27 protein-coding genes are annotated in these 25,704 nt (G+C 71.1%); 11 read left to right on the top strand and 16 right to left on the bottom strand.

Going from position 1 to position 25,704, the window contains the following annotated elements; all coding sequences use genetic code 11:
* Genes ACYQ77_RS03650 through ACYQ77_RS03640 form a run of 3 tightly spaced genes read left to right on the top strand, consistent with a single transcriptional unit; the run spans position 1 to position 1,061 of the window.
* On the top strand, positions 1 to 207 hold the full coding sequence (locus tag ACYQ77_RS03650; RefSeq protein WP_396111426.1) for a ribbon-helix-helix protein, CopG family: 207 nt from the start codon (positions 1 to 3) through the stop codon (positions 205 to 207).
* Positions 208 to 244: 37 nt separating this feature from the next.
* Positions 245 to 628: a type II toxin-antitoxin system death-on-curing family toxin gene (locus ACYQ77_RS03645; RefSeq protein WP_459708137.1), complete on the top strand. Its 384-nt coding sequence runs from the start codon at positions 245 to 247 to the stop codon at positions 626 to 628.
* A gap of 40 nt (positions 629 to 668) precedes the next feature.
* Positions 669 to 1,061, top strand: coding sequence for a MerR family transcriptional regulator (locus ACYQ77_RS03640; protein ID WP_459707366.1), 393 nt, complete (start codon positions 669 to 671; stop codon positions 1,059 to 1,061).
* Here the strand turns inward: ACYQ77_RS03640 and ACYQ77_RS03635 are convergent.
* Both ACYQ77_RS03635 and ACYQ77_RS03630 read right to left on the bottom strand, forming a co-directional pair.
* Positions 1,058 to 1,540 (bottom strand): VOC family protein, encoded by a 483-nt coding sequence (locus ACYQ77_RS03635; protein ID WP_459707363.1) that lies wholly within the window; start codon positions 1,538 to 1,540, stop codon positions 1,058 to 1,060. The two genes, ACYQ77_RS03640 and ACYQ77_RS03635, sit on opposite strands and share 4 nt — an antisense overlap.
* 22 nt (positions 1,541 to 1,562) lie before the next feature.
* Positions 1,563 to 2,018, bottom strand: coding sequence for a flavodoxin family protein (locus ACYQ77_RS03630; protein ID WP_459707362.1), 456 nt, complete (start codon positions 2,016 to 2,018; stop codon positions 1,563 to 1,565).
* Between the two features lie 219 nt (positions 2,019 to 2,237).
* On the opposite strand from ACYQ77_RS03630, the gene ACYQ77_RS03625 reads away from it, so the two are divergent.
* Complete coding sequence (locus ACYQ77_RS03625) at positions 2,238 to 2,438, top strand: hypothetical protein (protein WP_459707360.1); 201 nt, start codon at positions 2,238 to 2,240, stop codon at positions 2,436 to 2,438.
* 1 nt (position 2,439) lies between these two features.
* On the opposite strand, the gene ACYQ77_RS03620 is transcribed toward ACYQ77_RS03625, so the two are convergent.
* The 3 genes from ACYQ77_RS03620 to ACYQ77_RS03610 are packed head-to-tail and all read right to left on the bottom strand — an operon-like array spanning position 2,440 to position 6,709.
* A complete protein-coding gene (locus ACYQ77_RS03620; RefSeq protein ID WP_459707358.1) occupies positions 2,440 to 4,059 on the bottom strand; it encodes a phospho-sugar mutase in 1,620 nt (539 codons plus the stop codon).
* On the bottom strand, positions 4,056 to 4,850 hold the full coding sequence (locus tag ACYQ77_RS03615; protein ID WP_459707356.1) for a purine-nucleoside phosphorylase: 795 nt from the start codon (positions 4,848 to 4,850) through the stop codon (positions 4,056 to 4,058). Before ACYQ77_RS03615 ends, ACYQ77_RS03620 begins: the two co-directional genes overlap by 4 nt.
* Positions 4,851 to 4,870: 20 nt before the next feature.
* Entirely contained in the window at positions 4,871 to 6,709 is a 1,839-nt protein-coding gene (locus ACYQ77_RS03610) for a serine/threonine-protein kinase (RefSeq protein WP_459708136.1), read from the bottom strand.
* Positions 6,710 to 6,796: 87 nt separating this feature from the next.
* Here ACYQ77_RS03610 and ACYQ77_RS03605 point away from each other — a divergent pair, with 87 nt between their 5' ends.
* The 6 genes from ACYQ77_RS03605 to ACYQ77_RS03580 all read left to right on the top strand — a co-directional run bounded on the left by ACYQ77_RS03605 (position 6,797) and on the right by ACYQ77_RS03580 (position 14,185).
* Positions 6,797 to 8,257, top strand: a complete 1,461-nt coding sequence (locus ACYQ77_RS03605) for a methylmalonyl-CoA mutase subunit beta (protein WP_459707354.1) — start codon at positions 6,797 to 6,799, stop codon at positions 8,255 to 8,257.
* On the top strand, positions 8,254 to 10,428 hold the full coding sequence (scpA, locus tag ACYQ77_RS03600; protein ID WP_459707352.1) for a methylmalonyl-CoA mutase: 2,175 nt from the start codon (positions 8,254 to 8,256) through the stop codon (positions 10,426 to 10,428). The genes ACYQ77_RS03605 and scpA overlap by 4 nt, the downstream gene beginning before the upstream one ends.
* A complete protein-coding gene (gene meaB / locus ACYQ77_RS03595) occupies positions 10,412 to 11,395 on the top strand; it encodes a methylmalonyl Co-A mutase-associated GTPase MeaB (protein ID WP_459707349.1) in 984 nt (327 codons plus the stop codon). Before scpA ends, meaB begins: the two co-directional genes overlap by 17 nt.
* Before the next feature lie 65 nt (positions 11,396 to 11,460).
* Complete coding sequence (locus tag ACYQ77_RS03590; protein WP_459707347.1) at positions 11,461 to 12,345, top strand: DUF6183 family protein; 885 nt, start codon at positions 11,461 to 11,463, stop codon at positions 12,343 to 12,345.
* Positions 12,346 to 12,409: 64 nt separating this feature from the next.
* Positions 12,410 to 12,721 carry a hypothetical protein gene (locus ACYQ77_RS03585; RefSeq protein ID WP_459707345.1) on the top strand — a complete coding sequence of 104 codons (312 nt, stop codon included), beginning with the start codon at positions 12,410 to 12,412 and terminating at the stop codon, positions 12,719 to 12,721.
* Between the two features lie 171 nt (positions 12,722 to 12,892).
* Positions 12,893 to 14,185 carry a M20 family metallopeptidase gene (locus tag ACYQ77_RS03580; RefSeq protein ID WP_459707343.1) on the top strand — a complete coding sequence of 431 codons (1,293 nt, stop codon included), beginning with the start codon at positions 12,893 to 12,895 and terminating at the stop codon, positions 14,183 to 14,185.
* A 23-nt stretch (positions 14,186 to 14,208) separates the two neighbouring features.
* Here the strand turns inward: ACYQ77_RS03580 and ACYQ77_RS03575 are convergent, their stop codons facing one another.
* From ACYQ77_RS03575 to ACYQ77_RS03535, 9 genes are all read right to left on the bottom strand, one after another.
* A complete protein-coding gene (locus ACYQ77_RS03575) occupies positions 14,209 to 15,477 on the bottom strand; it encodes a thymidine phosphorylase (RefSeq protein ID WP_459707341.1) in 1,269 nt (422 codons plus the stop codon).
* 4 nt (positions 15,478 to 15,481) lie between these two features.
* A complete protein-coding gene (locus ACYQ77_RS03570; protein WP_459708134.1) occupies positions 15,482 to 15,871 on the bottom strand; it encodes a cytidine deaminase in 390 nt (129 codons plus the stop codon).
* Between the two features lie 35 nt (positions 15,872 to 15,906).
* Positions 15,907 to 17,187 (bottom strand): ABC transporter permease, encoded by a 1,281-nt coding sequence (locus ACYQ77_RS03565; protein WP_459707339.1) that lies wholly within the window; start codon positions 17,185 to 17,187, stop codon positions 15,907 to 15,909.
* Complete coding sequence (locus ACYQ77_RS03560; RefSeq protein WP_459707337.1) at positions 17,184 to 18,305, bottom strand: ABC transporter permease; 1,122 nt, start codon at positions 18,303 to 18,305, stop codon at positions 17,184 to 17,186. The genes ACYQ77_RS03565 and ACYQ77_RS03560 overlap by 4 nt, the downstream gene beginning before the upstream one ends.
* On the bottom strand, positions 18,302 to 19,891 hold the full coding sequence (locus tag ACYQ77_RS03555; RefSeq protein ID WP_459707335.1) for an ABC transporter ATP-binding protein: 1,590 nt from the start codon (positions 19,889 to 19,891) through the stop codon (positions 18,302 to 18,304). Before ACYQ77_RS03555 ends, ACYQ77_RS03560 begins: the two co-directional genes overlap by 4 nt.
* 84 nt (positions 19,892 to 19,975) lie before the next feature.
* Positions 19,976 to 21,130: a BMP family lipoprotein gene (locus tag ACYQ77_RS03550; RefSeq protein WP_459707333.1), complete on the bottom strand. Its 1,155-nt coding sequence runs from the start codon at positions 21,128 to 21,130 to the stop codon at positions 19,976 to 19,978.
* A gap of 176 nt (positions 21,131 to 21,306) precedes the next feature.
* Positions 21,307 to 21,678 carry a hypothetical protein gene (locus ACYQ77_RS03545; RefSeq protein ID WP_459707330.1) on the bottom strand — a complete coding sequence of 124 codons (372 nt, stop codon included), beginning with the start codon at positions 21,676 to 21,678 and terminating at the stop codon, positions 21,307 to 21,309.
* Between the two features lie 187 nt (positions 21,679 to 21,865).
* On the bottom strand, positions 21,866 to 23,041 hold the full coding sequence (locus ACYQ77_RS03540) for a saccharopine dehydrogenase family protein (RefSeq protein WP_459707328.1): 1,176 nt from the start codon (positions 23,039 to 23,041) through the stop codon (positions 21,866 to 21,868).
* Between the two features lie 178 nt (positions 23,042 to 23,219).
* On the bottom strand, positions 23,220 to 23,453 hold the full coding sequence (locus tag ACYQ77_RS03535; RefSeq protein ID WP_459708132.1) for a hypothetical protein: 234 nt from the start codon (positions 23,451 to 23,453) through the stop codon (positions 23,220 to 23,222).
* Positions 23,454 to 23,592: 139 nt separating this feature from the next.
* On the opposite strand from ACYQ77_RS03535, the gene ACYQ77_RS03530 reads away from it, so the two are divergent.
* Positions 23,593 to 23,814: a hypothetical protein gene (locus ACYQ77_RS03530; RefSeq protein ID WP_459707326.1), complete on the top strand. Its 222-nt coding sequence runs from the start codon at positions 23,593 to 23,595 to the stop codon at positions 23,812 to 23,814.
* Between the two features lie 5 nt (positions 23,815 to 23,819).
* Here the strand turns inward: ACYQ77_RS03530 and ACYQ77_RS03525 are convergent, their stop codons facing one another.
* Both ACYQ77_RS03525 and xylB read right to left on the bottom strand, forming a co-directional pair.
* The gene (locus tag ACYQ77_RS03525) at positions 23,820 to 24,170 is read right to left on the bottom strand and encodes a hypothetical protein (RefSeq protein ID WP_459707324.1); all 351 of its coding nucleotides are present in this window, start codon (positions 24,168 to 24,170) and stop codon (positions 23,820 to 23,822) included.
* A gap of 80 nt (positions 24,171 to 24,250) precedes the next feature.
* Positions 24,251 to 25,651, bottom strand: a complete 1,401-nt coding sequence (xylB, locus tag ACYQ77_RS03520; RefSeq protein ID WP_459707322.1) for a xylulokinase — start codon at positions 25,649 to 25,651, stop codon at positions 24,251 to 24,253.
* Positions 25,652 to 25,704: the final 53 nt, after the last annotated feature.

Raw genomic sequence — 25,704 nt, 5'->3', positions numbered from 1 at the left:
ATGGCGATGACTCTGCGGCTGACGGACGAGGAGAACGCCCACCTCGCCCAGCTGGCCGAAGCCGAAGGGCGGTCGAAGCAGGAGATACTGCGGCTGGCGCTCGCCGACCGCTGGGCTCGCCTGCAGAAGGAACAGCAGCTGGGTGAGGTGCTGAGCCGAGTGCTGCCCCGCTACAAGGGCCTGCTGGAGCGCATCGGAACCACCTAAAATTGTCGGTGGTCTCTGACATGATCCTGGCGTGATCATGTACTTGGACGCCAGTGACCTGCTCGTGCTGGCCGCTGCCGTCACCGGTGGTGATCTGGTCGTGCGCGACCTCGGACTGCTCGACGCCGCCGCGCACCGCCCCCGCGCCACCGTGCTCGGGGTGCAGGCGTACGAGACGCTCTGGCTCAAAGCCGCCGCCCTGCTCGACTCGATCGTGTGCACTCGTCCCCTGGTCGAGGGCAACTGGCGCCTCGGCTGGGTCGCCGCGGTGACCCTCTGCGACATGAACGGCTGGTGGATCGACGCGGACGAGGACGAGGCCCTCGACCTGGTCCGCGAGGTCGGCCGCGGGAACGTCGGCGTGGCGGACATGGCGCAGCGCCTCGAGGAGTGGGCTCACCCGAAGGAGAGTGACCTGTGAACTTGACCTGGAGCGCACTCCAGCTCTTACGGTCGAAGCCGTGACTTATGCGATCGCCGAGGCGGCCCACCGCAGTGGGTTGTCGATCGACACACTCCGTTACTACGAGCGCATCCAGCTGATCGACCCACCCGCCCGTGACTCCGGCGGCCGCCGGGCCTACACCGACGACGACCTGGTGTGGCTGGAGTTCCTGACGAAGCTGCGCATGACCGGGATGCCGATCCGGATGATGCGCGAGTACGCCAAGCTCCGGCACCAGGGCGTGGCCAGTGCAGGCCGGCGCAAGCAGATCCTGATGGAGCAGCGGGCCGAGGTGCTGAGCCGGATCGCCGAGCTGAACTCGTGCCTGGACGTGCTGAACTACAAGATCGCCAACTACGAGCAGTGCGAGCGCTCGATCGTGACCGAGCCGCAGGCGGCCACCGCCTAGTCCGGCGTCTCGATGCCGACCGCACGCAGCCTCGCCGCCGCCGGGCTGTTCGGGTCGAGCGGCTTGGCGGCGGTCATGACGACGCGCGCGCGTTCCGGCGTGACGACCGTCAGTTCGACCGAGTTCCACGGCTTCTCCGCCGGGCCGTCGGTGCAGCCGGGCAGGATCTCCTCGCAGCGCTTGGCGATGTCGTCGAGCTGGCTCAGGACGCAGGCGAAGCTGACGCTCGTCGTGCCCTCGGCCGGTTCGCCCGGGACGAGGAGGACGTCCTGGAAGGCCCACCGCCGCAGGTGGGTCAGCTGCCCCGGGATGGCGAACAGCTCGACGAAGCCGAGGCCGCGGAGCCAGAAGTCCGTGGAGACGGCCAGGTCGGCGGTCGGCAGCGTGACGAACATGGGCATGCCGTAGATGCCGCGGTAGACGTCGGGGGCGACCGCGTCGGGCGCGGGCATCGGCACGGGACTCGTGTACTCGGTCATGGGGCGATCGTCGAGTCTCCAGTTACGTCAGAGTCAAGCCCGCCGCGACGGTGGCGCCGAGTTCCCAGCACGCCCGCAGGTCGTCCTTGCCTGGTTCGCCGGTGACGCTGACGACCGGGGTCGCCTTCTCCCAGCCGAGGCCGGTGGTGATCGACTCGATGCCGCGGACCGCGCCGGTCGTGTCGTTGTTGCCGTGCACGTAGAGGCCGAAGGGGCGGCCGCGGGTGGCGTCGAGGATCGGGTAGTAGGCGAGGTCGAAGAAGACCTTCAGGGCGCCCGACATCATGCCGAGGTTCGCCGGGGTGCCGAGGATGTAGCCGTCGGCCTCGAGCGCGTCGGAGGCGGTGGCCGCGAGGGCCGGTTTGCGGACGACCTCGACGCCCTCGATCTCGTCGGTCGTCGCCCCCGCCACCACGGCCTCGAACATGGCCTGCACCGACGGCGAGGGGGTGTGATGCACGATCAACAACCTGGGCACGCGACGACCTTGCTCGTTCTGGCTCCCGACCGCAACCCGCTGTCAAGCTGCGTCACGCAGAGGTAGCAGGAAACTGCCGCATGATCCGGACCGCTTGATGGCTGCAACATCAGGGTAAGCAGGTGACCGCGATCATGGTCTGTGAGTGCCTCTGGCCGAGGGGCACAACCGAACATGGCTTCCTGGCAACGACTCGATGCGCTCACCGTCGGGCAGTTGATGCCGTGGAGCGTCATGTCGGTGTGGTGGGCAGTCATCGCCGTCGTCGGGTCGGGCCTGATCGGCCTGGCACGCAAGTGGATGACCTCGCGGTTCCTGCAGCGGATCCACGACCGCGGCGGCCGTGAAGACCTCACCGCCGCGGCCGAGGCCCTGCAACGCATTCGAGCACGCAGGGCCATCGACCCCGGCGAACGATGAGTCACCCCTGCAGCAGTGCCGTCACCTCGTCGCGGAGCGTGGCCAGGCGGGTCGTCGCCTGGGTGCGGGCGTCGGACAGGGAGCCCGTCACCGGGACGACGACCTCCAGGTACGCCTTCACCTTGGGCTCCGTGCCCGACGGGCGGACCACCACGCGCAGACCCTCGCCGCGCAGCCGCACGATGTCCGGGGCCGGGCCGTCCTCGTGGACCGGGACGCCGCACAACTGTGCCGGCGGCGCCGAGCGCAGGCCCGCCACCAGCGGGAGCATCGCCGTCACGTCCGCGAACCGCAGCGACACCTGGTCCGTCAGGTGCACGCCGTGCGCCGTGTAGAGGTCGTCGAGGACGTCCAGCAGTGTGCGGCCGGACGCCTTGAGGGTGGCCGCCATGTCGCACGCCACCACCGCCGCCGAGATGCCGTCCTTGTCGCGCACGTGGTCCGGGTCCACCGACAGGCCCAGCGCCTCCTCGTACGCGAACACCAACCCGTCACCGGCGCGCATCAGCCACTTGAAGCCCGTCAGCGTCTCCGCGTGCCGTGCCCCGTGCGCCGCGGCCACGTGGGACAGCATGGACGACGACACGATCGTCGACGCCACCAGCGGGTCCGGGCGGTCCACTGTGGACAGCACGTGCGCGCCGAGCAGCACGCCGGTCTCGTCGCCGCGGAGCATGCGCCAGCCGTCGGTGTCGCGGACGCCCAGGGCGCAGCGGTCGGCGTCCGGGTCCAGTGCGATCGCCAGGTCTGCGTCCACTTCGGACGCGTAGGTCAGCAGCAGGTCCGCGGCGCCCGGCTCTTCCGGGTTGGGGAACGCGACCGTCGGGAAGTCCGGGTCCGGGGCGGCCTGCTGTTCGACGAGCCGGACGTCCGGGAAACCCGCCGCCCGCAACGCTTCCAGCGCGGTCTCGCCGCCCACGCCGTGCATCGGGGTGAGCACCACCCGCAGGTCGCGCGACGCGCCCCGGGGCAGCGTGGCGATCCGGGACACGTAACCCGAGACGTCGGCGAGCGGCACGGCCCCGGACGCGGTCGGCACCGACACCGCCGGGGGTGCCTCGCGGATGCCCGTCTCGATCAGCTTGTCGTCCGGCGGCACGATCTGGGCACCGTCGTCGGTGTAGACCTTGTAGCCGTTGTCGGCGGGCGGGTTGTGCGACGCGGTGATCTGGATGCCCGCGACCGCACCGAGCGCGCGCACGTGGAAGGCCGTCATGGGTGTCGGCAGCGGGCCCGGCATCGTGCGGACGTCGAAGCCCGCCGCCGCGAGCACGGACGCCGCGGCCGCCGCGAAGTCCGCCGAGCCGTGGCGGGCGTCGCGGCCGACGATCACCGTGCGGCCCGCGTGGCCCTTGTGCGTCAGCCACGCCGCGACGCCGTACGTGGCGCGCAGCACGACCGCCCTGTTCATGCCGTTGGAGCCCGCGCGGACCGGGCCGCGCAGGCCAGCGGTGCCGAACGCGAGCGTCCCGTTCATGCGGTCGGCCAGCTCGTCGACGGCCGCCTGGTCACCGCCCATCGCACGGGCCGCGACCTGCTGCAGTTCCGCGCGGGTCGCGGGATCGGGGTCGTCCGCGATCCAGCGGAACGCGCGGTCCCGCAGCTCCGGGGGAAGACTCATGACCGTTCCACGAGCGACTTCAGCAGCGCGCCCATGCGGGTGGCCGACGCGCGGCCCGCCTCCAGGACCTCTTCGTGGTTCAGCGGCTCGCCGGTCACGCCCGCCGCGAGGTTCGTGACCAGCGACAGCCCGAACACCTCGACGCCGGCCGCGCGGGCGGCGATGGCCTCGAGGACGGTCGACATGCCGACCAGGTCCGCGCCCATCGTGCGCAGCATGCGGATCTCGGCTGGCGTCTCGAAGTGCGGGCCCGGCAGGCCCGCGTACACGCCCTCGACCAGCGACGGGTCGATCTCCTTCGCGAGCGCGCGCAGCCGCGGCGAGTACAGGTCGGTCAGGTCCACGAACTGGGCGCCGACCAGCGGCGAGGTCGCCGTCAGGTTCAGGTGGTCGCTGATCAGGACCGGCTGGCCGATCTCGACACCGTCGCGCAGGCAGCCCGCCGCGTTCGTGAGGATGACCGTGCGGCACCCGGCCGCCGCGGCGGTGCGCACGCCGTGCACGACCGGACCGACGCCGCGGCCCTCGTACAGGTGGGTGCGGCCGAGCAGGATCAGCACGCGCTTGTCGCCGACGCGCAGCGACCGGAGCGTGCCGCCGTGGCCGAGCACGGTGGGGGCGGCGAAGCCGGGCAGGTCGCCGATGGAGACCTCGGCGTCGGGGGTGCCGAGCACGTCGGCAGCGGGTCGCCAACCGGAGCCGAGCACGACCGCGACGTCATGGGTGTCGACGCCGGTGAGCTTGGCGAGCGCCGCGGCGGCGTCGGCGGAGTGGTCCTGGATGTCGGTCACCCGGGGAGGATAGGCCACGGTCAGCCGGTGACCGTGAAGTCCTTCGCGATGCGGTCGAACAGCTCGCGGCCGGAGTCCTCCTGCTCGATGGGCACGGTCATCGACACGACCCACAGGTCACCGGCGTAGGGCAGGAGGTGCGCGTACGTGCTGCGGTTGAGGTCTTGGGCGTTCTGGTCGCCGGGCGCCAGTTCCTTGGCGCTGGTGATGGTGCGGTAGTGCAGCTCCTGCGCCATCTCGGGCGTCTTCTGGCCGAGACCGGGGATCTCCTGCATCTCGACCGTCTCGGTGAAGACGTCGGGGGCGCTGTCGACCAGGTGGTCGATGTACTCGCCGATCCGGTGGTCGGGGTAGAAGCCGACGATGCGCTCGACGGTCAGCAGCTCGGCGCCGTTGGGTGACACGTAGTAGAAGCGGGTGCTGCTGGGCAGGTCGTCGGCGCTGACCTCCTCGGTGAACTCGACCCAGTTGCTGGGCACGGGGAGCTGGAAACCGCCGCCCTGTGCGGGGGTGGTGCTGGCCGCGTTGCCGGTGCGGAGCTTGAGCGCGCCCGCGTCGTCCTCGGCGGGGACGGTGACCGGGGCGCTGGTGGTGGTGCGGGTGGGCGGCATGATCGACTCGCCGCCGACGTAGCGGGAGAGCGCGAAGCCGCCGCCCGCCGCGGCGAAGAAGAACAGGACGGAGAAGAACGCGACGAGCGCGGTGGCGACGGCGCCGCGTTCGCGGGGGACGCGTTCGCGGACGGTGACGTCGAAGGGCAGCGGCCCCGGGGCTGGGGCGAGCGAGGGCGCGCCGTCCGCCTCGGCTGCCCCGTCGGCAGCGTCGACGACAGCGTCGACGGCATCGGCCTCGCGCGCGTTGCCCGACCCCCACCCGTTCCCGGGGGCGTCCCGCCTTGCCATCTTATCGGCTGGGGGTGACGAATCCTCGTTGTTACCGGCCGGTTGTGGATTACTCGCCGGTTGTGGATTGTCGGCCGCCTCCCGGAGACGTTCGAGGTCCTCCTCGGTCAGCAGCGGGGTGCTCGGCGGCGGCAGCAGCGGGTGCAGGCGGTTGCGCACCTCCCGCAGGGAGATCCGCTCCTCCGGTTCCTTCACCATCAGCGCGGCCACGATCTCGCCGAGCGGGCCCTCCGCCGACGGGCGCGGGACGTCGCCGTGCACGACCTGGTTCACGGTCTCCAGCACGGCACCGTCCGCGTCGTACGGCGGCCTGCCCTCGATCACCGCGAACAGCGTCGCGCCGAGGCCCCACAGGTCGGCGGCCGGTGTCACCTCGCGGCCCGCGGCGACCTCCGGGGAGATGTACGCGGGCGAGCCGAGCATGATCCCCGTGCTGGTGAGCGTCGCTTCGGAGACGTTGCGGGCGATGCCGAAGTCGGTCAGTTTCACCTGGCCGTCCACCCCGATGAGCACGTTGCCGGGCTTGACGTCACGGTGCGTGATGCCCGCCTGGTGCGCGGCGGCCAGCCCGGCCGCCACCGCGTCGGCGATCGCCGCGGCCTTCTGCTCCGGCAGCGGGCCAAGGACGTTGATCAGCGTGGCGAGGCTGTGCGCGAGCAGGTACTCGGTCACGACGAACGGCTCGCCGCCCTCGCGGGCCACGTCGTGCAGCGTGATGACGTTCGGGTGCGACAGCGCCGCGATCGCACGTGCCTCGCGCAGCGTGCGTTCGCGCAGCTCGGCGGCCTGCTCGTCGGGCACGCCGGGCGGGAGGAGGACCTCCTTCACCGACACGGCGCGGTGGAGGAACTCGTCGTACGCCTCCCACACGGTGCCCATGGCGCCCTGGCCGAGCTGCCGGCGCAACCGGTAGCGCCCGGCGACGACCCGCTCCCCAGTGCTGGACACGCACCACATTGTGCCGGTTATCACCGGCTCCCCGGCGATCAGCCTCACACTCGCACGCCATGGCGCTCACCTGACTCGTCAGTAACATTGATGGGTATGACCTCGGCGGACCAGCTGCGGCTGGCATCGGAGTTCGACACGGCGACCGTGGACCAGTGGCGGGCCATGGTCGACAAGGTTCTGCGCAGGTCAGGCGTGGACGTCGACAGTCACGACGGCCCCGTGGAGGACCTGCTCGCGAGCCCCACCTACGACGGGTTCGCGCTCAAGCCCCTCTACACCGCGGACGACACGGCCCCCGACGCCGGCTTCCCCGGGCTCCCCCCGTTCACCAGGGGCAGCAGGCCCGACGGCGCGGTCGCCACCGGCTGGGACGTCCGCCAGCGCCACGCCGACCCGGACGTCGACACGACCCGCCGCGCGGTGCTCGCCGACCTGGAGAACGGCGTCACCTCGCTGTGGCTGGTCGTCGGCGACGCCGGGCTGCCGCTGACCGCCCTGCCGGACGTGCTCGCCGACGTCTACACCGACCTCGCACCGGTCACGCTCGACGCGGGCGCCGACTTCACGGCCGCCGCCGACGCGCTGCTCGCCGTGCACGACGACAAGGGTGTGCAGGCCAGCGAGGTCCGCGGCAACCTCGGCGCCGACCCGCTCGGCCACCGCGCCCGCACCGGCACGCCCGCCGACCTCGACGCCGCCGCCGCGCTCGCGACCCGGATCGCCGAGCGGTACGCGAACCTGCGGTCGGTGGTCGTCGACGCGCTGCCGTACCACGAAGCGGGCTCGTCGGACGGCCAGGAGCTGGGCAGTGCGCTCGCGACCGCCGTCGCCTACCTGCGTGCGCTGACCAGCGCGGGGCTGACCGTCGAGCAGGCCGCCAGGCAGCTGGAGTTCCGGTTCGCCGCGACCGCCGACCAGTTCGGCACGATCGCCAAGCTGCGCGCCGCCCGCCGCCTGTGGGCGCGCGTGGCGGAGGTGTGCGGGGCGCCCGGCGCCGCCGTGCCGCAGCACGTGGTGACCTCGTCGACCATGACGACCCGCCGCGACCCGTGGAACAACATGCTGCGCACCACCCTCGCCTGCTTCGCCGCCGGTGTCGGCGGTGCGGACGCGGTGACCGTGCAGCCGTTCGACGCGGCCATCGGCCTGCCGGACGCGTTCGCGCGGCGCATCGCGCGCAACACCCAGTCGATCCTCCTGGAGGAGTCGCGGGTCGCCGGCGTGATCGACCCGGCGGGCGGCTCCTGGTACGTGGAACGGCACACCGACGAGCTGGCGCGTGCGGGCTGGGCGTTCTTCCAGGAGATCGAGAAGGCGGGCGGGATCGCCGCCGCGCTCGACGCCGGCCTGGTCGACGAGCGGATCGCGGCCACCCGCGACGCCAGGACCGCGCGGCTCGACGCGGGCGAGGAGGCGATCACCGGCGTGACCGTCTTCCCCAACGAGGACGAGAAACCCCTGACACGACGCCCGGAACCCGCGGTCCCGTCCGGTGGTCTGCCGAGGGTGCGGTACGCGGAACCGTTCGAGGCGGCACTGGAGGCGCGGTCGTGACCATCCCTGACTTCTCCGAGATCGCGCTGGGCGAGCCGGACGCCGGCGCCGCCGCCGACTGGCAGGCGGCCGTGCAGGACGCCACCGGCAAGGGCGCGGACGCGCTGGTGTGGGAGACGCCGGAAGGCATCGGCGTGAAACCCCTGTACACCAGGGACGACACGGCCGGGCTCGACTTCCTGGCGACCTACCCGGGCATCGTGCCGTACCTGCGCGGGCCGTACCCGACGATGTACGTCAACCAGCCGTGGACCATCCGCCAGTACGCCGGGTTCTCCACGGCCGAGGAGTCGAACGCCTTCTACCGCCGCAACATCGCGGCCGGGCAGAAGGGCCTCTCCGTCGCGTTCGACCTGGCCACGCACCGCGGCTACGACTCCGACCACCCGCGCGTCGCCGGGGACGTCGGCATGGCGGGCGTCGCGATCGACTCCATCTACGACATGCGGCAGCTCTTCGACGGCATCCCGCTCGACAAGATGTCCGTGTCGATGACCATGAACGGCGCCGTGCTGCCGATCCTCGCCCTCTACGTCGTGGCGGCGGAGGAACAGGGCGTGCCGCAGGAGAAGCTCACGGGGACCATCCAGAACGACATCCTCAAGGAGTTCATGGTCCGCAACACCTACATCTACCCGCCGCAGCCGTCGATGCGGATCATCTCGGACATCTTCTCGCACACCAGCCGGCACATGCCCAAGTTCAACTCCATCTCGATCTCCGGCTACCACATGCAGGAGGCCGGCGCGACCGCCGACCTGGAGCTGGCCTACACGCTGGCCGACGGCGTCGAGTACATCCGCGCGGGCGTGGACGCGGGCCTGGACGTCGACTCGTTCGCGCCGCGCCTGTCGTTCTTCTGGGCCATCGGCATGAACTTCTTCATGGAGGTCGCCAAGCTGCGGGCCGCGCGGCTGCTGTGGGCGAAGCTCGTGAAGCAGTTCGACCCCAGGTCCGACAAGTCGCTGTCGCTGCGCACGCACTGCCAGACCTCCGGCTGGTCGCTGACCGCGCAGGACGTCTACAACAACGTGATCCGCACGTGCGTCGAGGCGATGGCCGCCACCCAGGGCCACACGCAGTCGCTGCACACCAACGCACTCGACGAGGCGCTCGCGCTGCCGACCGACTTCTCCGCCCGAATCGCCAGGAACACGCAGCTGTTGCTGCAGAAGGAGTCCGGCACCACGCGCGTCATCGACCCGTGGGGCGGCAGCGCGTTCGTCGAGCGGCTCACCCACGAGCTGGCGCTCAAGGCGTGGGGGCACATCCAGGAGGTCGAGTCCGCGGGCGGCATGGCACGCGCCATCGACGCGGGCATCCCCAAGCTGCGCATCGAGGAGGCCGCGGCGCGCACGCAGGCGCGCATCGACTCCGGGCGCCAGCCGGTGATCGGCGTGAACAAGTACCGGCTCGCCGACGCCGACGAGCACATCGACGTGCTGAAGGTCGACAACGCCGGTGTGCGCGCACAGCAGCTGGCGAAGCTGCGGCGGTTGCGGGAGGAACGCGACCAGTCCGCGGTGGACCGGGCGCTGGACGCGCTGTCGGCGGCCGCGAACGGGGACGGCAACCTGCTCGCGCTGGCCATCGACGCGGCCCGCGCGAAGGCGACCGTCGGCGAGATCTCCGAGGCGCTCGGCAAGGTGTGGGGACGGCACTCCGCGCAGATCCGTACGATCTCCGGCGTCTACTCCGAGGAGGTCGGCGCTGTGTCCAATGTGGAGGAAGCGCGCCGGGTCGTCGACGAGTTCGCCGAGGCGGAGGGCCGCCGCCCGCGCATCCTCGTCGCGAAGATGGGCCAGGACGGCCACGACCGCGGCCAGAAGGTGATCGCGACCGCCTTCGCCGACCTCGGCTTCGACGTCGACGTCGGCCCGCTGTTCCAGACGCCCGCGGAGGTGGCGCGGCAGGCCGTCGAGGCGGACGTGCACATCGTGGGCGTCAACTCGCTCGCCGCCGGTCACCTGACGCTGGTGCCCGCGCTGCGCGACGAGCTGGCGTCGCTGGGCCGCGACGACATCATGATCGTCGTCGGTGGCGTGATCCCGCCGCAGGACCACGACGAGCTGTACTCCTCCGGCGCGACCGCGATCTTCGGGCCCGGCACGGTGATCGCCGAGGCGGCCACCGACCTGCTGCGGAAGCTCATCGATGCCACGGGACATTGACGTAGCGGGCTACACCAAGGGCGTGCTGGCGGGTGACCGCGGCACGCTGTCGAAGGCGATCACGCTGGTCGAGTCGCGGCGCCCGGACCACCGGGCGCTGGCGCAGCAGCTGCTGGTCGAGCTGCTGCCGCACGCGGGTGGCGCGCACCGCGTCGGCATCACCGGGGTCCCCGGCGCGGGCAAGTCGACGTTCATCGACGCGCTCGGCACCCAGCTCACCGGCGCCGGGCACCGGGTCGCCGTGCTGGCCGTGGACCCGTCGTCCACCCGCACCGGCGGCTCGATCCTGGGCGACAAGACCCGCATGGCACGCCTGTCGGTGGACCCGTCCGCGTTCATCCGGCCGTCGCCGACGTCCGGCACGCTCGGCGGCGTCACCCGGGCGACCCGCGAGACGATCGTGCTGATGGAGGCCGCCGGCTACGACGTGGTGCTGGTCGAGACCGTCGGCGTCGGCCAGTCGGAGATCTCCGTCGCCAACATGGTCGACTGCTTCCTGCTGCTCACGCTGGCCCGCACCGGCGACCAGCTGCAGGGCATCAAGAAGGGCGTGCTGGAGCTCGCGGACGTGATCGCGGTGAACAAGGCCGACGGCGACCACGAGATGCCCGCCCGCAAGGCGGCCCGCGAGCTGTCGGGCGCCCTGCGGCTGCTGCAGGCGTCGTCGGACGGGTGGACCCCGCCGGTCCTGACCTGCAGCGGCATGACCGGCGCCGGCCTCGACACCCTGTGGGAGCAGGTGAAACGCCACCACACCACGCTGTCGGAGTCCGGTGCGCTGGCGGAGAAGCGCAGGCGGCAGCAGGTCGACTGGACGTGGACCATGGTGAAGGACACGCTGCTGACCAGGCTGTCCGAGCACCCCGGCGTGCGTGCGCTCGCGCCGTCGCTGGAACAGCAGGTCGCCGACGGCACCCTCACCCCCACGCTCGCCGCCGAACGCATCCTGAAGGAGTTCGCGAACTGACCTCGATCGAGACGCTGCTGTCCGAACTGCGTGGCAAGGCCGACGTCCGGCCGTACTACGCCGAGGTGGACAGCTGGGCCGACGAGGTGCCGCGGCTGGAGGAGCTGGGGCACGCGCTGCTCGCCGAGTTCCCGCACCTGAGCGGCCTCTTCGACCGGGTGGAGGCGCTGCTGGCCGCGACGCCGTCCGCCGAGCGCGCGGCCGCGGTGGTCCGGCTGGCACGCGACCTGCCGCCGGAGCGTGTGCGGCGGACCGCGGCCCTGCTCGCGGCCGGGCAGGAGGCCTCGGTGCTGCTGTCGATGGACCTGCCGCTCGAGCTGGGCGCGTGCGTGGTGCACGAACTGGTGTTGCGCGGCGAGCGAGTGCCCGCTGGCTGGCGCTCGCGGCTGGCGGGACACCCGCTCGGCGAACTGCCGCTGACGCCACTGCCCGGGGAGACGGCGGCGCCCACCGCGCGGACGGAACTGATCACCGCGGCGGGCGTGGTGCCGTCCGCGACCCGCAGGACCACGCCGGGAGACGCCACCGCGGCCGTCACCACCTGGCTCACCGAGTCCAACGGACGGGCCGAGGCCGCGGTGTTCACGGTGAGCGCACCCCTGACGGCGGAGGACGTCGGCATCCGAACGGTCGAGTCGCTTGGTCTGGACTGCCTGGCCGGCGACGGGCTCGCGTTGCGGGCCGCGACGCTGTCCGACGTGGTGCGCGTGCTGTTCGACGCGGCCGCGAACGGCGGCGCCTACGACCGGGGACAGGGCGGCGCCTACGGCAGGCTCGCGGCGTGGCGGTCGGTGAAAGCCCTGGCAGGCGGGGGTGTCGAGGGCTGCGCGTGGTGGACGTTCGACGCCGCGAACGACTGGTTCAAGCGCATCGCGTGGGACCTCGGCGTGCTCTGCCTGCGTGCCGGCGGCCGCGGTCTCGCGGTGCTCGCCGCGACCGACGCGGACTGACGATCCGGCATCAATACCCACACGGCCGCTGATCCACTGCGTGCCTTGTCGATAGGCTTGTCGCATGCGCAGCGCCGTTCGACTACTCGTCGTGACCCTCATGGGGCTTCTCGTGGCGCTGCTTCCGGTTCACGCGGTCGCGGACTCGTACCCGTCCGACCGCGAGTACGGGCTCGTCGCCGGGCTACAGCCGACGCCGCCCCCCACCGGTCCGTCCACCGCGACGAGCGCGCCGACCGTGGAGCTCGACCCCGCCGAGACCGAGGCGGACCGGGCGGAGTCGCGCCGCAAGATCGTCATGGGCGTGGCGTCGGTAGTGCTGGTAGGCATCGTGATCTGGGGCCGCAGCATCCGGCGCAAGAGGGCCAAGAAGTGACGTCGGCCGTTGGCCGACGGTGATCGTTTAGCGAGGCTGAAGCCGCCGCACCGTTCGGCGCTTCGGTGGTACCGGCAACCGGTCGACCAGGAAACCTCGTGCGATCCACCACCATCGATGGTGCAGGATTGACCACATCATGAATCACTCACGGGACCTTGGGAGGATCGCGTGACAGTGCTCGACTCGCGATCCGACGTACCCAGGGACGGCGGCGCAACGGCTGCCGCGAACGGGGCCGGCGTGCTGATCACCGACGAGGGCGTCAGTATGCCCAGTGTGGATGACATCGGAGCCGGACGTGGGCCGGCATGGCTCGACGACTGGCTGACGCTGAACGCGCCGGACGTACTCGCCTGGTACCGGCACATCCACGCCAACCCCGAGCTGTCCAGGCGCGAGTACAACACCACCGAGATGGTGGCCGGCCTGCTGTCCTCGGCCGGTCTGCAGCCGAAGGTGTTCGACAGCGGCACCGGCCTGATCTGCGACATCGGCGAAGGCGACCGCTGCGTGGCGCTCCGCGCCGACATGGACGCGCTGCCGCTCACCGAGCTCACCGGCCTGCCGTTCGCGTCGACCGTCCCAGGCGCCGCGCACGCGTGCGGCCACGACGGGCACACGTCCATGCTGCTCGGCGCCGGTCTCGCGCTCGCCTCCGCGCCGGAACTGCCCGGCCGTGTCCGGCTCGTGTTCCAGCACGCCGAGGAGGTCATGCCCGGCGGCGCGCTCGACGTCATCGCGGCCGGTGGCCTCGAAGGCGTGGACGCGATCTTCGGCCTGCACTGCGACCCCCGGCTGCGCGTCGGCAGCGTCGGCACCCGGGTCGGCGCCATCACGTCGGCCACCGACCTGCTCGAGCTGCGCTTGACGTCGCCTGGTGGCCACACGTCGCGCCCGCACCTGACCGCCGACCTCGTGCACGCGCTCGGCACCGTCATCACCGGGCTGCCCGCGCTGCTGTCCCGCCGCATCGACCCCCGCTCGGGGACGGTGCTGGTGTGGGGTGCCGTGCATGCCGGTGAGGCGCCCAACGCGGTGCCGCAGGACGGGGTGCTGCGCGGGACGCTGCGCACCGGTGACCACGAGGTGTGGGCCGACCTGGAACCGCTGGTCGCGGGGCTGGTGCAGTCGCTCCTCGCGCCGACCGGGGTCGGGTTCGAGCTCGAACACCGCCGCGGTGTGCCGCCGGTCGTGAACGACGTCGAGTCCGAGGCCGTGCTCCGCGCCGGCGTCGAGGCCGCGCTGGGCGAGCAGGCCGTGACCGGGACCAAGCAGTCCTCCGGTGGCGAGGACTTCGGGTGGTACCTCGAGAACGTGCCCGGGTCGTTCGCCCGGCTCGGCGTGTGGTCCGGCGAGGGCACCCAGCCCGACCTGCACCAGCCGACGTTCCAGCTGGACGAGCGTGCCCTGCTGGTCGGGGTCCGCGTGCTGACGCACACGGCGCTGGCCGCACTGGCCTGACGGTGGCCCGGGGGTGGGCCCGCCTACCCCCGGATCACCTCGATGACCAGCTCCGATCGCCGCGACGGCTCGTCCGCGATCTCGTAGGCGCCGTCCAGCGACGCCAGCGCACCGTCCACCGCGTCCGGGGTGTCCGTGTGCAGCTCCAGCAGCGGCTCTCCCGCCACGACCGCGTCGCCCGGCTTCGCGTGGCAGAGGATGCCCGCGGCCGCCTGGACCGGGTCTTCCTTCCGTGCCCGGCCAGCGCCGAGCCGCCACGCCGCCACCCCGACGCCCAGCGCGTCGAGCCTCGTCAGCACCCCGTCGCGGGGCGCGGTGACCACGTGCACGTGCTTCGGTTTCGGCAGGTCAGCCGACGGGTCACCGCCCTGGGCGGCGATCATCCGCGCCCACGTCTCGTACGCGGCGCCCGACGCCAGCACCTGTGCCGGGTCCGCCGACACACCCGCGAGGGACAGCATCTCCGACGCCAGTGCCACCGTCAGCTCCACCACGTCCGACGGCCCGCCGCCGCGCAGGACCTCGACCGACTCCGCGACCTCGACCGCGTTGCCGACCGCCCGGCCCAGCGGCACCGACATGTCCGTCAGCAGCGCCGACACCTTCTGCCCGTGCGCGGTACCGATCGCCACCAGCGCCGACGCCAGCTCACGGGCGTCGTCCAGCGACCGCATGAACGCGCCGGAGCCGACCTTCACGTCCAGCACCAGCGCGCCGGCGCCCTCCGCGATCTTCTTCGACATGATCGACGACGCGATCAGCGGCACGCACTCGACCGTGGCCGTCACGTCCCGCAGCGCGTAGAGCTTGCGGTCCGCGGGCGCCAGGCCCTCGGTGGGCGCGCAGATGACGGCGCCGACCGACGACAGCTGTGCCCGGATCTCCTCCGTCGACAGCTGCGCCCGCCAGCCCGGGATCGACTCCAGCTTGTCCAGCGTGCCGCCCGTGTGGCCGAGCCCGCGGCCCGACAACTGCGGCACCGCAACACCGCAGGTCGCGACCAGCGGTGCCAGCGGCAACGTGATCTTGTCGCCGACGCCGCCGGTCGAGTGCTTGTCGACCGTCGGGACCGGCCAGGTCAGCCGCTCCCCCGAGTCGATCATCGCCTGGGTCCAGCGGGCCGTCTCCGCGAACGTCATGCCGTTCAGGAACACCGCCATGGCCAGCGCCGACATCTGCTCGTCGGCGACCTCGCCCCTGGTGTACGCGTCGACCACCCAGTCGATCTGGGCGTCCGAGAGGACACCGCCGTCGCGCTTGGTCCTGATGACGTCGACTGCCGTGTGCTTCACCGTGTCACGGTAGATCAGCCGGGCCGAACGCGTGCGGCAGCACCGACGACATCGGCAGCGGGCCGTCCGGGGTGTCCATGAGGCAGTCCGGACCGCCGAACTCGTACAGGATCTGCCTGCACCGGCCACACGGCATCAGCAGGTCACCCGTACCGGAACGGCACGCCACGGCCACGAACCGGCCGCCGCCGGTCAGCCGCAGCTGACCGGCCATCGTGCACTCCGCGCACAGGCCGACGCCGTAGGACGCGTTCTCGACGTTGCAGCCGGTCACGATCCGGCCGTCGTCGCACACCGCGGCCGCGCCGACCTGCAGGCCGGAGTACGGGCAGTAGGCGGCCTGGGCCGCCTCCACAGCGGCGGCCCGCAGCTTCTCCCAGTCGAGACCACGCACGACGTCAGCCATGATGTTCGCTCCGCCAGCTTCGCTCAGTCACCCTCACCTCGCCTGTAAGGAACACCGTCCGCTGCCGGTGGCCGCAGTCGCTGGGCGGCCAGTGCCAGCACCACCAGCGTGATGATGTGCGGCGTGTACGGCAGGAACTCGGTCGGCAGCTCGTCCGTGGCGAAGTACAGCACGTACACCACGACCGCGCCGATCGCGGCGAACATCGCGGGCAGCCACTTGCGGCGGAACAGCTGCCAGATCACCAGCAGACCGGCCACGATCACCGCCGCGTACAGCAGCGAGTGCACCGTCTCCGGGCCCGACGACAGCCGCAGGCCGTCCGCGTACCCGAACAGGCCCGCGCCCGCGAGCGTGCCCCCCGGCCGCCAGTTGCCGAAGATCATCGCGGCGAGGCCGATGAAGCCGCGGTTCGCGGTCTGGCCCTCCGAGTAGATCGACGGGCTCGAGCCGAGCACCAGCGCGGCGCCACCGATGCCCGCCAGGGCGCCGGACGCGATGACCGCGATGTACTTGTGCAGGTAGACGTTCACGCCCAGCGACTCGGCCGCCACCGGGTTCTCACCGCACGACCGCAGCCGCAGGCCGAACCGGGTGTGCCACAGCACCAGGTAGGTCAGGAACACCAGCAGGATGCCGATGATCAGCATCGGCGACACCCGCGTCACCAGGCCACGCAGCAGCCCGGCCACGTCGGAGATCACCGCGCGCTGCTCCGACTCCAGCTCGCCGAGCCAGTCCGACAGGCCCGGTGCGGAGAACGTCTCGAACCGCTCGATCGGCGGCGAGTCACGCGGGTTGTCCGACAGCGGCTGGAAGATCAGCGTCGACAGGTACTTCGCGACACCGGCGCCGAGCAGGTTGATCGCCACACCGGACACGATGTGGTTGACGCCGAACGAGACCGTCGCGATCGCGTGCAGCACGCCACCGACCGCGCCGAAGACCGCGCCGAACAGCACCGACCCGTACGGCCCGAGCCCGAGGACACCGGCCCACGCCGCGCCCCAGGTGCCGAGGATCATCATGCCCTCGAGGCCGATGTTGATCATGCCGGAGCGCTCGGCCCAGATGCCGCCGAGACCACACAGGAGGATCGGCAGGCCCAGCGTGACCGTGTTCTGCATCGTCGACGACGATGTCAGCGCGGGCTGGCCGGTCAGGTACGAGGTGGTGGCGAGCACGCCGACCACCGCCACGATCCCGAGCGCGAAGATGGCCCAGCCGGGCAGCACCCGCTTGCGCGGGGGCGGCGTCATCGTCATGCCCGCCGGCGCCGACGGCTGCACTTCGACCATGCTCATTTCGCAGCCACCTCCGGCTCGACCGCGGTGCCCGTGGCCTGGCCGACGCGCCGCTGCTCGGCGGCCAGCTCCATCCGCTTCACGATCTCGTACGCGACGACCACCGACAGCACGATCGTGCCCTGCATGATCGTCGCGATCTCCCTCGGCACACCCTCGTTGTCGAGCGCGCCCCTGGCCTTGTCCAGGAACGCCCAGAGCAGCGACCCGAACGCGATGCCGACCGGGTGGTTGCGACCCAGCAGCGCGATGCCGATACCCGCGAAGCCGTAACCCGACGCGAAGTTCAGCGTGTAGGCGTGGTCGCGGCCGAGGATCTCCGGCATGCCGACCAGGCCCGCGACGGCACCGGAGACCAGCAGCGACACCACGATCATCTTCTTGGCGTTCACGCCACCGGCCGCGGCCGCGGTCGGCGACAGGCCCGACGCCTTCAGCTCGAAGCCGAACCGGGTCCGGTTCATGACCACGCCGTAGACGGCTGCCGCGACGACCGCGAGAAACACGAGGCCGAAGAGGACGCCATCGAAGACGATCTCGAAGCCGAACAGGTTGACGTAGATGTTCAGCTCGATGCCGGGCACCTGGCCGGACTCGGCGATCGGCTCGGTCGAGACGTTGTTGCCGATCAGAATGCCGAACTGGTCACGACGGATCAGGTACGCGGCGAGACCGAACGCGATCGCGTTCATCATGATCGTGGAGAGCACCTCGTGCACCCCGCGCGTGACCTTCAGGATCGCGGGCAGGGCCGCCCACGCGGCACCCGCGACGGACGCGACCAGCAGGATCACCAGCCAGTGCAGCACCGGCGGCAGCACCAGCGCGCCACCGACGATCGCAGCGACCACGGCACCGACCCGGTACTGGCCCTCGATCCCGATGTTCAGCAGGTTCATGTGGAACCCGATGGCGGCGGCCAGCGCGGCGAGCATGTAGATGGCCGTCGAGTTGGCGATGTCGACCGTGACGCTGCCCTCTTCGAGCTGGCCGAACATCGCACCGAGCGCGCGGGCGGGGTTGGCCCCCGACACGAGCAGCACGACCGCGCACAGCAAGGCAGCGAAGAGCACCGCTAGCAGGGGCGCCAGCAGCGACGAGCGCAGCCGGGACGTCATGGGTTACCTCCAGTCTCCGTCACCAGCACGCCCGACTCGTCCACGACACCGGCGCCGGTCATGGCGGACCCGAGGTCCTCCGGCGTGACGGTCGCGGGGTCGGCGTCGGCGACGAACTTGCCGCGCAGCATGACCTTGATCGAGTCGGACAGGCCGATCAGCTCGTCGAGGTCCGCCGACACGAGCAGGACGGCGAGGCCCGCGGCGCGGGCGTTGCGGATGTGGTCCCAGATGGCGGCCTGCGCGCCGACGTCGACGCCGCGGGTCGGGTGAGAGGCGATCAGCAGCACCGGGTCGCCGGACAGCTCACGGCCGATCACGAGTTTCTGCTGGTTGCCGCCCGACAGCGAGGCGGCCGTGACGTCGATGCCGGGGGTGCGGACGTCGAACTCCTCGACGATCCGCCTCGTGTCCCTGCGGGCGCCCGCGATGTCGAGGAACGCGCCGTTCGACGTGGGCTTGCGGGTCTGGTAGCCGAGGATGCGGTTCTTCCACAGCGGCTCGGTGAGCAGCAGGCCGTGGCGGGTGCGGTCCTCCGGGATGTAGCCGATGCCCGCCTCGCGACGGGCCAGCGTGCCGGCACGGGTGAGGTTGCGGCCGTTCAGCGTCACGCGTCCGGCCGCGGCCTTGCGGATGCCCATGAGGGCCTCCACCAGCTCGGTCTGGCCGTTGCCCTCGACACCCGCGATGCCGAGCACCTCGCCGGACCGGACCACGAGGTTCAGGTCGTCGAGGATGCGGCGGCCGTCCGGGGTCTCCAGCACGAGGCCCTCGACCTGCAGGACCTCCTTGTCGGTGACCGTGGAGGTGCGGGTCTCCGGGCTCGGCAGCTCGGAGCCGACCATCATCTCGGCGAGCTGGCGGGAGCTGACCGTCTTCGGGTCGACCGTGCCGACGGTGGTGCCGCGGCGGATCACCGTGATCGAGTCGGCGATCGCGCGGACCTCGTCGAGCTTGTGGGAGATGAAGAGGAACGTGTAGCCGTCCGCCTGCATGGTCCGCAGCGTCTCGAACAGCTCGTCGACCTCCTGGGGGACGAGCACCGCGGTCGGCTCGTCGAGGATGACGATCCGCGCGCCGCGGTAGAGCACCTTGAGGATCTCCACGCGCTGCCGGTCGGCCACGCCGAGCCGCTCGACCAGCGTCGACGGGTCCTGCTCGAGACCGACCGAGCCGGCCAGCTCACGCACCCGCGCCCTGGCCCGCTTGCCGATCCCGAACATGTTCTCGGCGCCGAGCACCACGTTCTCGAGCACGGTCAGGTTGTCGGCCAGCATGAAGTGCTGGTGCACCATCCCGATGCCCGCCGCGATCGCGTCCGACGGGGACTTGAAGCGGACCTGCTCGCCGTTCACCGTGATGGTGCCCTCGTCCGGGGGCTGCATCCCGTACAGGATCTTCATCAGGGTGGACTTGCCCGCGCCGTTCTCACCGCACAGGGCGTGCACCTCGCCCGCTCTCACGGACAGGCTGACGTCGCTGTTCGCGACGACGCCGGGGAAGCGCTTGGTGATGCCGGCGAGCACGACGGCGGGCACGGGTCGCGCGTCCGCGTCGGTCGCCGCGTCGACCTCGGTGTCGGTCATGGAGACCCTTCCTCACAGGAAAGACCCGTGGGTGCGCGGCAACGCTCGCCACACACCCACGGGGGTCACACTTTCAGGGCTTCGTCAGCTGCTCGGAGTGTCCGAGACCTTGATCTTGCCCTCGATGATCTGCTGCTTGTACGCCTCGACCCACTCCTTGGTGTCGGCGTCGATCTTGCCGCCGGACTCGGAGTAGCCGACGCCGTCCACCTTCAGGTCGAAGACCTTCGGCAGGCCGGCGAGGTTGTTCGCGGCGACCGCGGAGATGTAGTCGAACACCGCGACGTCGACGCGCTTGAGCATGGACGTGATGATGACGTCCTTGTACTCGGCGACCGTCTTCTGGTTGTACTGGTCGGAGTCGACGCCGATGGCCATCACGTTGGCCTCCTTGGCGGCGGCGAACACGCCCTTGCCGGAGGCGCCCGCGGCGTGGTACACGACGTCCGCGCCCTGGTCGATCAGGCCCTTCGCGGCGACCTGGCCCTTGGGCGGGTCGGCGAAGCCGGTGAGGTCACCCGCCTCGGTGATGTACTTGGAGACGACCTTGGCGTCCGGCGCCACGGTCTTCACACCCTGCTCGAAGCCGGCCTGGAACTTCTGGATCAGCGGCACGTTCACACCGCCGACGAAGCCGATGGTGCAGCTCTCGCTCTTCAGCGCGGCGATGACGCCGACGAGGAAGGAGCCCTCCTGCTCGGCGAAGCCGAGGAAGGTGACGTTCTTCGGCGCGTTCTCGACGAAGCCGTCGACCACCGCGAACTGGGTGTTCGGGAACTCCTTGGCGATCTTGGCGGTGGCGTCGGAGTACGCGAAGCCCACGCTCACGATCGGGTTGCGACCCTCCTGGGCCAGCTGGCGCAGACGCGTCAGCTTGGCGTCCTCGCTCTCCTGGTCGGTGGCCGTGAGCTCCTTGGTGTTCTCCTTCTTGACCCCGATGTCCGAGATGGCCTTGTCCAGGCCGGCCGCCGCCGAGTCGTTGAAGGACGCGTCACCGCGGCCGCCGATGTCGAAGGCCAGACCGACCTTGAGCGCGCTGCCGTCCACCTGTGCACCGGCATCGGTGGTGGTCGTCCCTCCGGACGCCGCCGCCGGCTTGTCCACGGTCTTGCAGCCCGCAGCGCTGTTGTCGCCGCCTGAACCGCCGTTCGAGGATCCCGAATCCTTCGCACATCCGACCACGGACAGCACGCTGGTCAGCGCGATCGCGGTGACCGCGACTCCCCGCTTGAAGCGCAAGGCTTTCTCCCTCCGCCTTCACTTGACACGCCCGGCCGAGCGCCGGACGCCGACTTATTGGCGAGACCGTACTCTGCGGTCGCGGAAGTGCTACCGCCGCGTAGACCCGCGTGACCCAATCGTTCTTCGAGCGCGCGCAGACTAGTACCGAAAGTGATCGCGCGCGTGCGCAGCGGTCATTTGTGACGCCTTTGTTTCTTGATCGCCGGGCCCGTTCGCCCGATTCGGGCATAGGCCTGGGCCACCGCGGCCAGGCCTTCTTCCGCTATCCGCATGGCCAGCACGAAGTCCTCTTCAGTCTTCGCACGTGCAAGCGTGGCACCCGTCGTGTGGTACCGCTCGTAGGCCGTTCGCAGCAACGCCGTCGCCTGCTCGTCGTCCAGTTGTTCGACGCCGTCCTCGACGTAGTGGCCGAGCTGGTGGTACCGCGAACGGGCGGCCACCGCCTCGTCGTCGCTGCGCAGCCGGTGGTCCCGGCCTGCCAGCACCGGCACGAGGGCCCCGGCCGCCACGACCACCACGGCGATGCCGATCCACACCCAGATCACCCGGGCCGCCTCCTCCCGACACGCACGCGCCGCACCCTCTCACGCCGCGTACCACGGAGGACCGACAGTTCGCGGAATCACACCCGGTCGTGCGGCCCAGTTGTCCACAGCCACCCGACTTGTCCACAGATCGGCGCCGGACCCCGGCGCCCGTCGGCCTGCCGGGGCACGATCGACGGCATGCAGCTCACTCCACGACGCGGAACGTCAACCCGGCACGCACCAGCCTGCGGATCAACTTGTCCCCCATGGCAACGGCCGTCGTCACCTGACCCGAGGTCTTCGGCAGGTCGTCGAAGGCGAGGCAGAGCGCCGACTCGGCGAGCATCTTGGCGGTCTCCCCGTAGCCGGGGTCACCCCCGGACACCTCGGTGACCACCCGGCGCCCACCACCCGTGCCGACGAACCGCGCCCGGAACCAGGCCTTGTCACGGCGTTCCTCCGAGGGCCCGTCCCCGGAGGCCATGCGCGACAGCATCCAGTCGCGGGTCGGCGGCACCTGCGCGAGCACGACCGCGGCCCCGACCGCGCCGACGATCCCGGCGGCCACGGGCAGTTTCTTGACCGCCAGGTAGTGCCCGTAGCGGAACGCGGGCCCGTAACGGTCGAGCGCGCGGGCGGACCGCAACACGACCTGCGGGTCGATGGTGGGCGCGGGGAGCACCCACGCCTCGGCGTCCTTCTCGAACCGGGGCCGCCCCTTGGCGCCGCGGACGACCCGGCCACCCTCGGGCCTGCCCTCCACCTCCCGCCGCCTGCGGGCGATGGCCGACATCTGCCGCAACCGGGAGAACGCGGTGATCGCGGAGTGGTAGGTCCCGGCGGAGAAGGACGCCGAGGCGGACACGTAACCCTGCACGTCCAGCGGAACCCCCTCGGGCAGCTGTTCGACGGTGAACAGCACCCCGAGGTCGTACGGAATGGAGTCGAACCCGGCGGAGTGCACGAGCCGCGCTCCACTCGCGACAGCGGCGTCGTGGTGGTCGAGGTACATCCGGTCGACGAACTCGGGCTCACCGGTCAGGTCGAGGTAGTCGGTCCCGGTCTCCGCGCAGACAGCGACAAGTGGTTCCCCGTAACGCAAGTAGGGCCCGACGGTGGTGACGACCACCCGGGACCGCGTGACGACGGCCCGCAGCGATTCACGGTCGGTCACGTCCGCGACGAGCAAGTCGAGATCACCACACAAGGGGTTGATTTCGGCGAGCCGTTCCCGCACCGCCAAGAGCTTCTCCCGCGACCGACCGGCAATCGCCCACCGACAGCCGTTGGGCGCATGCGCCGCCAGGTACTCGGCTGTCAGCCCCCCGGTGAACCCAGTGGCCCCGAAGAGCACGACGTCGAACTCCCGCCCCACTGACATGCGCAAACACCCTCCGCGACCCAACCAACCTACCGACGAGTAACCACCCTACCGACAGAAATGTGAAGCCGCCCAGCGCGCCCACCCCGTAGTTAGGATCCGATCCCGTGGCCTTCTTCAGCACAGCCGCAGAGCTGACCCGCAGATGCGAACAAAACAAGAACGACATCGAGGAGATCTACAAGCAAGGCAAGAAAACCGATGCCAACGTCGAGCGGCTGACAACAGAAGTCGGCAATCTCACGACCCGAGTCGGGAGCGTTGAAACGAAGGTTGGCGACCTCACGACGCGGGTCGGGAGCGTCGAAACCAAGGTTGGCGACCTCACGACGCGGGTCGGGAGCGTCGAAACCAAGGTTGGCGACCTCACGACGCGGGTCGGGAGCGTCGAAACCAAGGTTGGCGACCTCACAACGCGGGTCGGAAACGTCGAAACCAAGGTTGGCGACCTCACAACGCGGGTCGGAAACGTCGAAACCAAGGTCGACAACCTCACGACCCGAGTCGACGAGCGATTCAACCGTCTGGAGCGGATTCTCACGCAGGCACCGATGGAAGACCCGTCATCGCCCCCCGACTTCCTGCCATCCGAACACGAACAGTCGTTGAGGCTCCTCGAGTCCAAGGTGAACCTCTTCAGCCATCAGACGCGAGAGAACACCGATGAACTCGCACGGCTCCGGCAGCTGCACGCCGCCCACGACGAACAGTTCACCAAACTCGACGGTCAGATGGCCGAGGTGCTCGAGATCCTGCGCGGCAAGTCCGCGTAGAACGGTCAGGTCCAGAAGACCGCGATACCCACGTTCACGACGACTAGCCCGACCAGCGACGGCGGCAACCACTTCGGGGCGGGCACGCGGCGGATCACGTACACGAGGGCCAGCACGCCGATCACCAGCAGGATCAGCGTCTTGATGCCGAGCTTCATCCCGTTGTAGTCCTGGTCGGTGGCCGGGGCCAGGAGCTGCAGCGCGAGCCCGGTGATCAGCTGGAGGGCGGCGACGTGCAGCCAGCCCTGGCTCAGCGGCGCGCCCGCGGGCTGCCGGCGCTGGACCAGGAACATCCCGATCAGCAGCGCCATGCCGAGCAGGTGCAGGAACACCAGAAGGAGGCGGACGAACTCCACGAGAACGATCTCCCTTGGTCGGCCAGGCCGCGGGTCAGCCCGTTGGTACGACCAGTTCTAGCAGGCGCGATATGTCCGACTCAGGCCGGGCGGCGATCCACGATCTTCTCCCGGGCCTCCGCGTAGCGCTCGCGCAGGCCTGGGGTCAGGTCACCGTCGACGCGCTGCGTCGCGCCCAGCCGCCAGTTGGGCGGGGCGTTGCCGCCCGCGAGGGTCCACGCGGCCTGGCGGGCGGCGCCGTCGGCCACGTACTCGCCCGGCTCCGGCACCAGCACCGGGCGGCCGAGGACGGTGGGGGCGATGCGGCGGACGGCCGCCGACCGCGCGCCCCCGCCGACCAGCAGCACCCGGTCGGTGCGAACGCCTTGTGCCACGAGGGCGTCCAGTGCGTCGGCGAGGCCGCACAGCATGCCTTCGACGGCGGCGCGGGCCTGGTGGGCCGGGGTCGCGTTCGCCAGGCGCAGGCCGTGCAGCGCGCCCGTGGCCTCCGGCAGGTTGGGGGTGCGCTCGCCCTCCAGGTACGGCACGAGGGTGAGGCCGTCGGCGCCCGGCGGGCCCGCCAGCGCGAGCTCGGCGAACCGGTCGTGGTCGACGCCCAGCATGCGGGCCACCGCGTCCAGCACGCGGGCCGCGTTCAGGGTGCACACGAGCGGGAGGAACCGGCCGGTGGCGTCGGCGAACCCGGCCACCAGCCCGGCGGGGTCGGCGCACGGCTTGTCGGCGACGGCGAACGCGGTGCCGGACGTGCCGATGGAGACGACCACGTCGCCTGGTTCGGCGCCCACGCCGAGCGCGGCGGCCATGTTGTCGCCGGTGCCCGCGCCGAGCAGGGCACCGGCCGGGGTGCGGCCCGCGTCGTCGGACGGGCCGAGCACCTTCGGCAGCTCGGGCACCGTGCCCAGCGCCATTTCGAGGAGGTCAGTGCGATATGTGTTGGTAGCGGGCGAGAAGTACGCGGTGCCGGACGCGTCGCCGCGGTCGGTGGCCAGGCGGTCGAGGCCGCCGCCGGACAGGCGCCACGTCAGGTAGTCGTGGGGCAGGCACACGGCCGCAGTGCGGGCGACCGAGTCGGGTTCGTGGTCGCGGAGCCAGCGGAGCTTGCTCGCGGTCATGGACGCCACGGGCACGACGCCGACCGCGTCCGCCCACGCGGCGCCGCCGCCGAGTTCGTCGACGAGGTCGGCCGCGGCCTGGGCGGAACGGGTGTCGTTCCACAGCAGCGCAGGCCGGACGACCTCGCCGGTCTCGGTGAGGCACACCATGCCGTGCTGCTGGCCGGCGACCGACACGGCGGCGACATCGTCGATGCCACCTGCCCGGTCGATCGCCGACCGCAGCGCGGTCCACCACGCCGCCGGGTCCACCTCGGTCCCGTCGGGATGCGGGGCGGAACCACTGCGCACGAGGGCGCCGGACTCCGCGTCACGCACAACCACCTTGCAGGACTGGGTCGACGAGTCGACTCCGGCCACCAGCGGCATGGTCAACACCTCCGAGATCGAGTCTATGCGGCTTCGGCCCGCGGGCGGGCCTG

It is taken from the genome of Actinophytocola sp. KF-1 (assembly GCF_054661535.1).
Note: the sequence above shows the minus strand (reverse complement) of the source record. Positions and strands in the feature narration are given on the sequence as shown.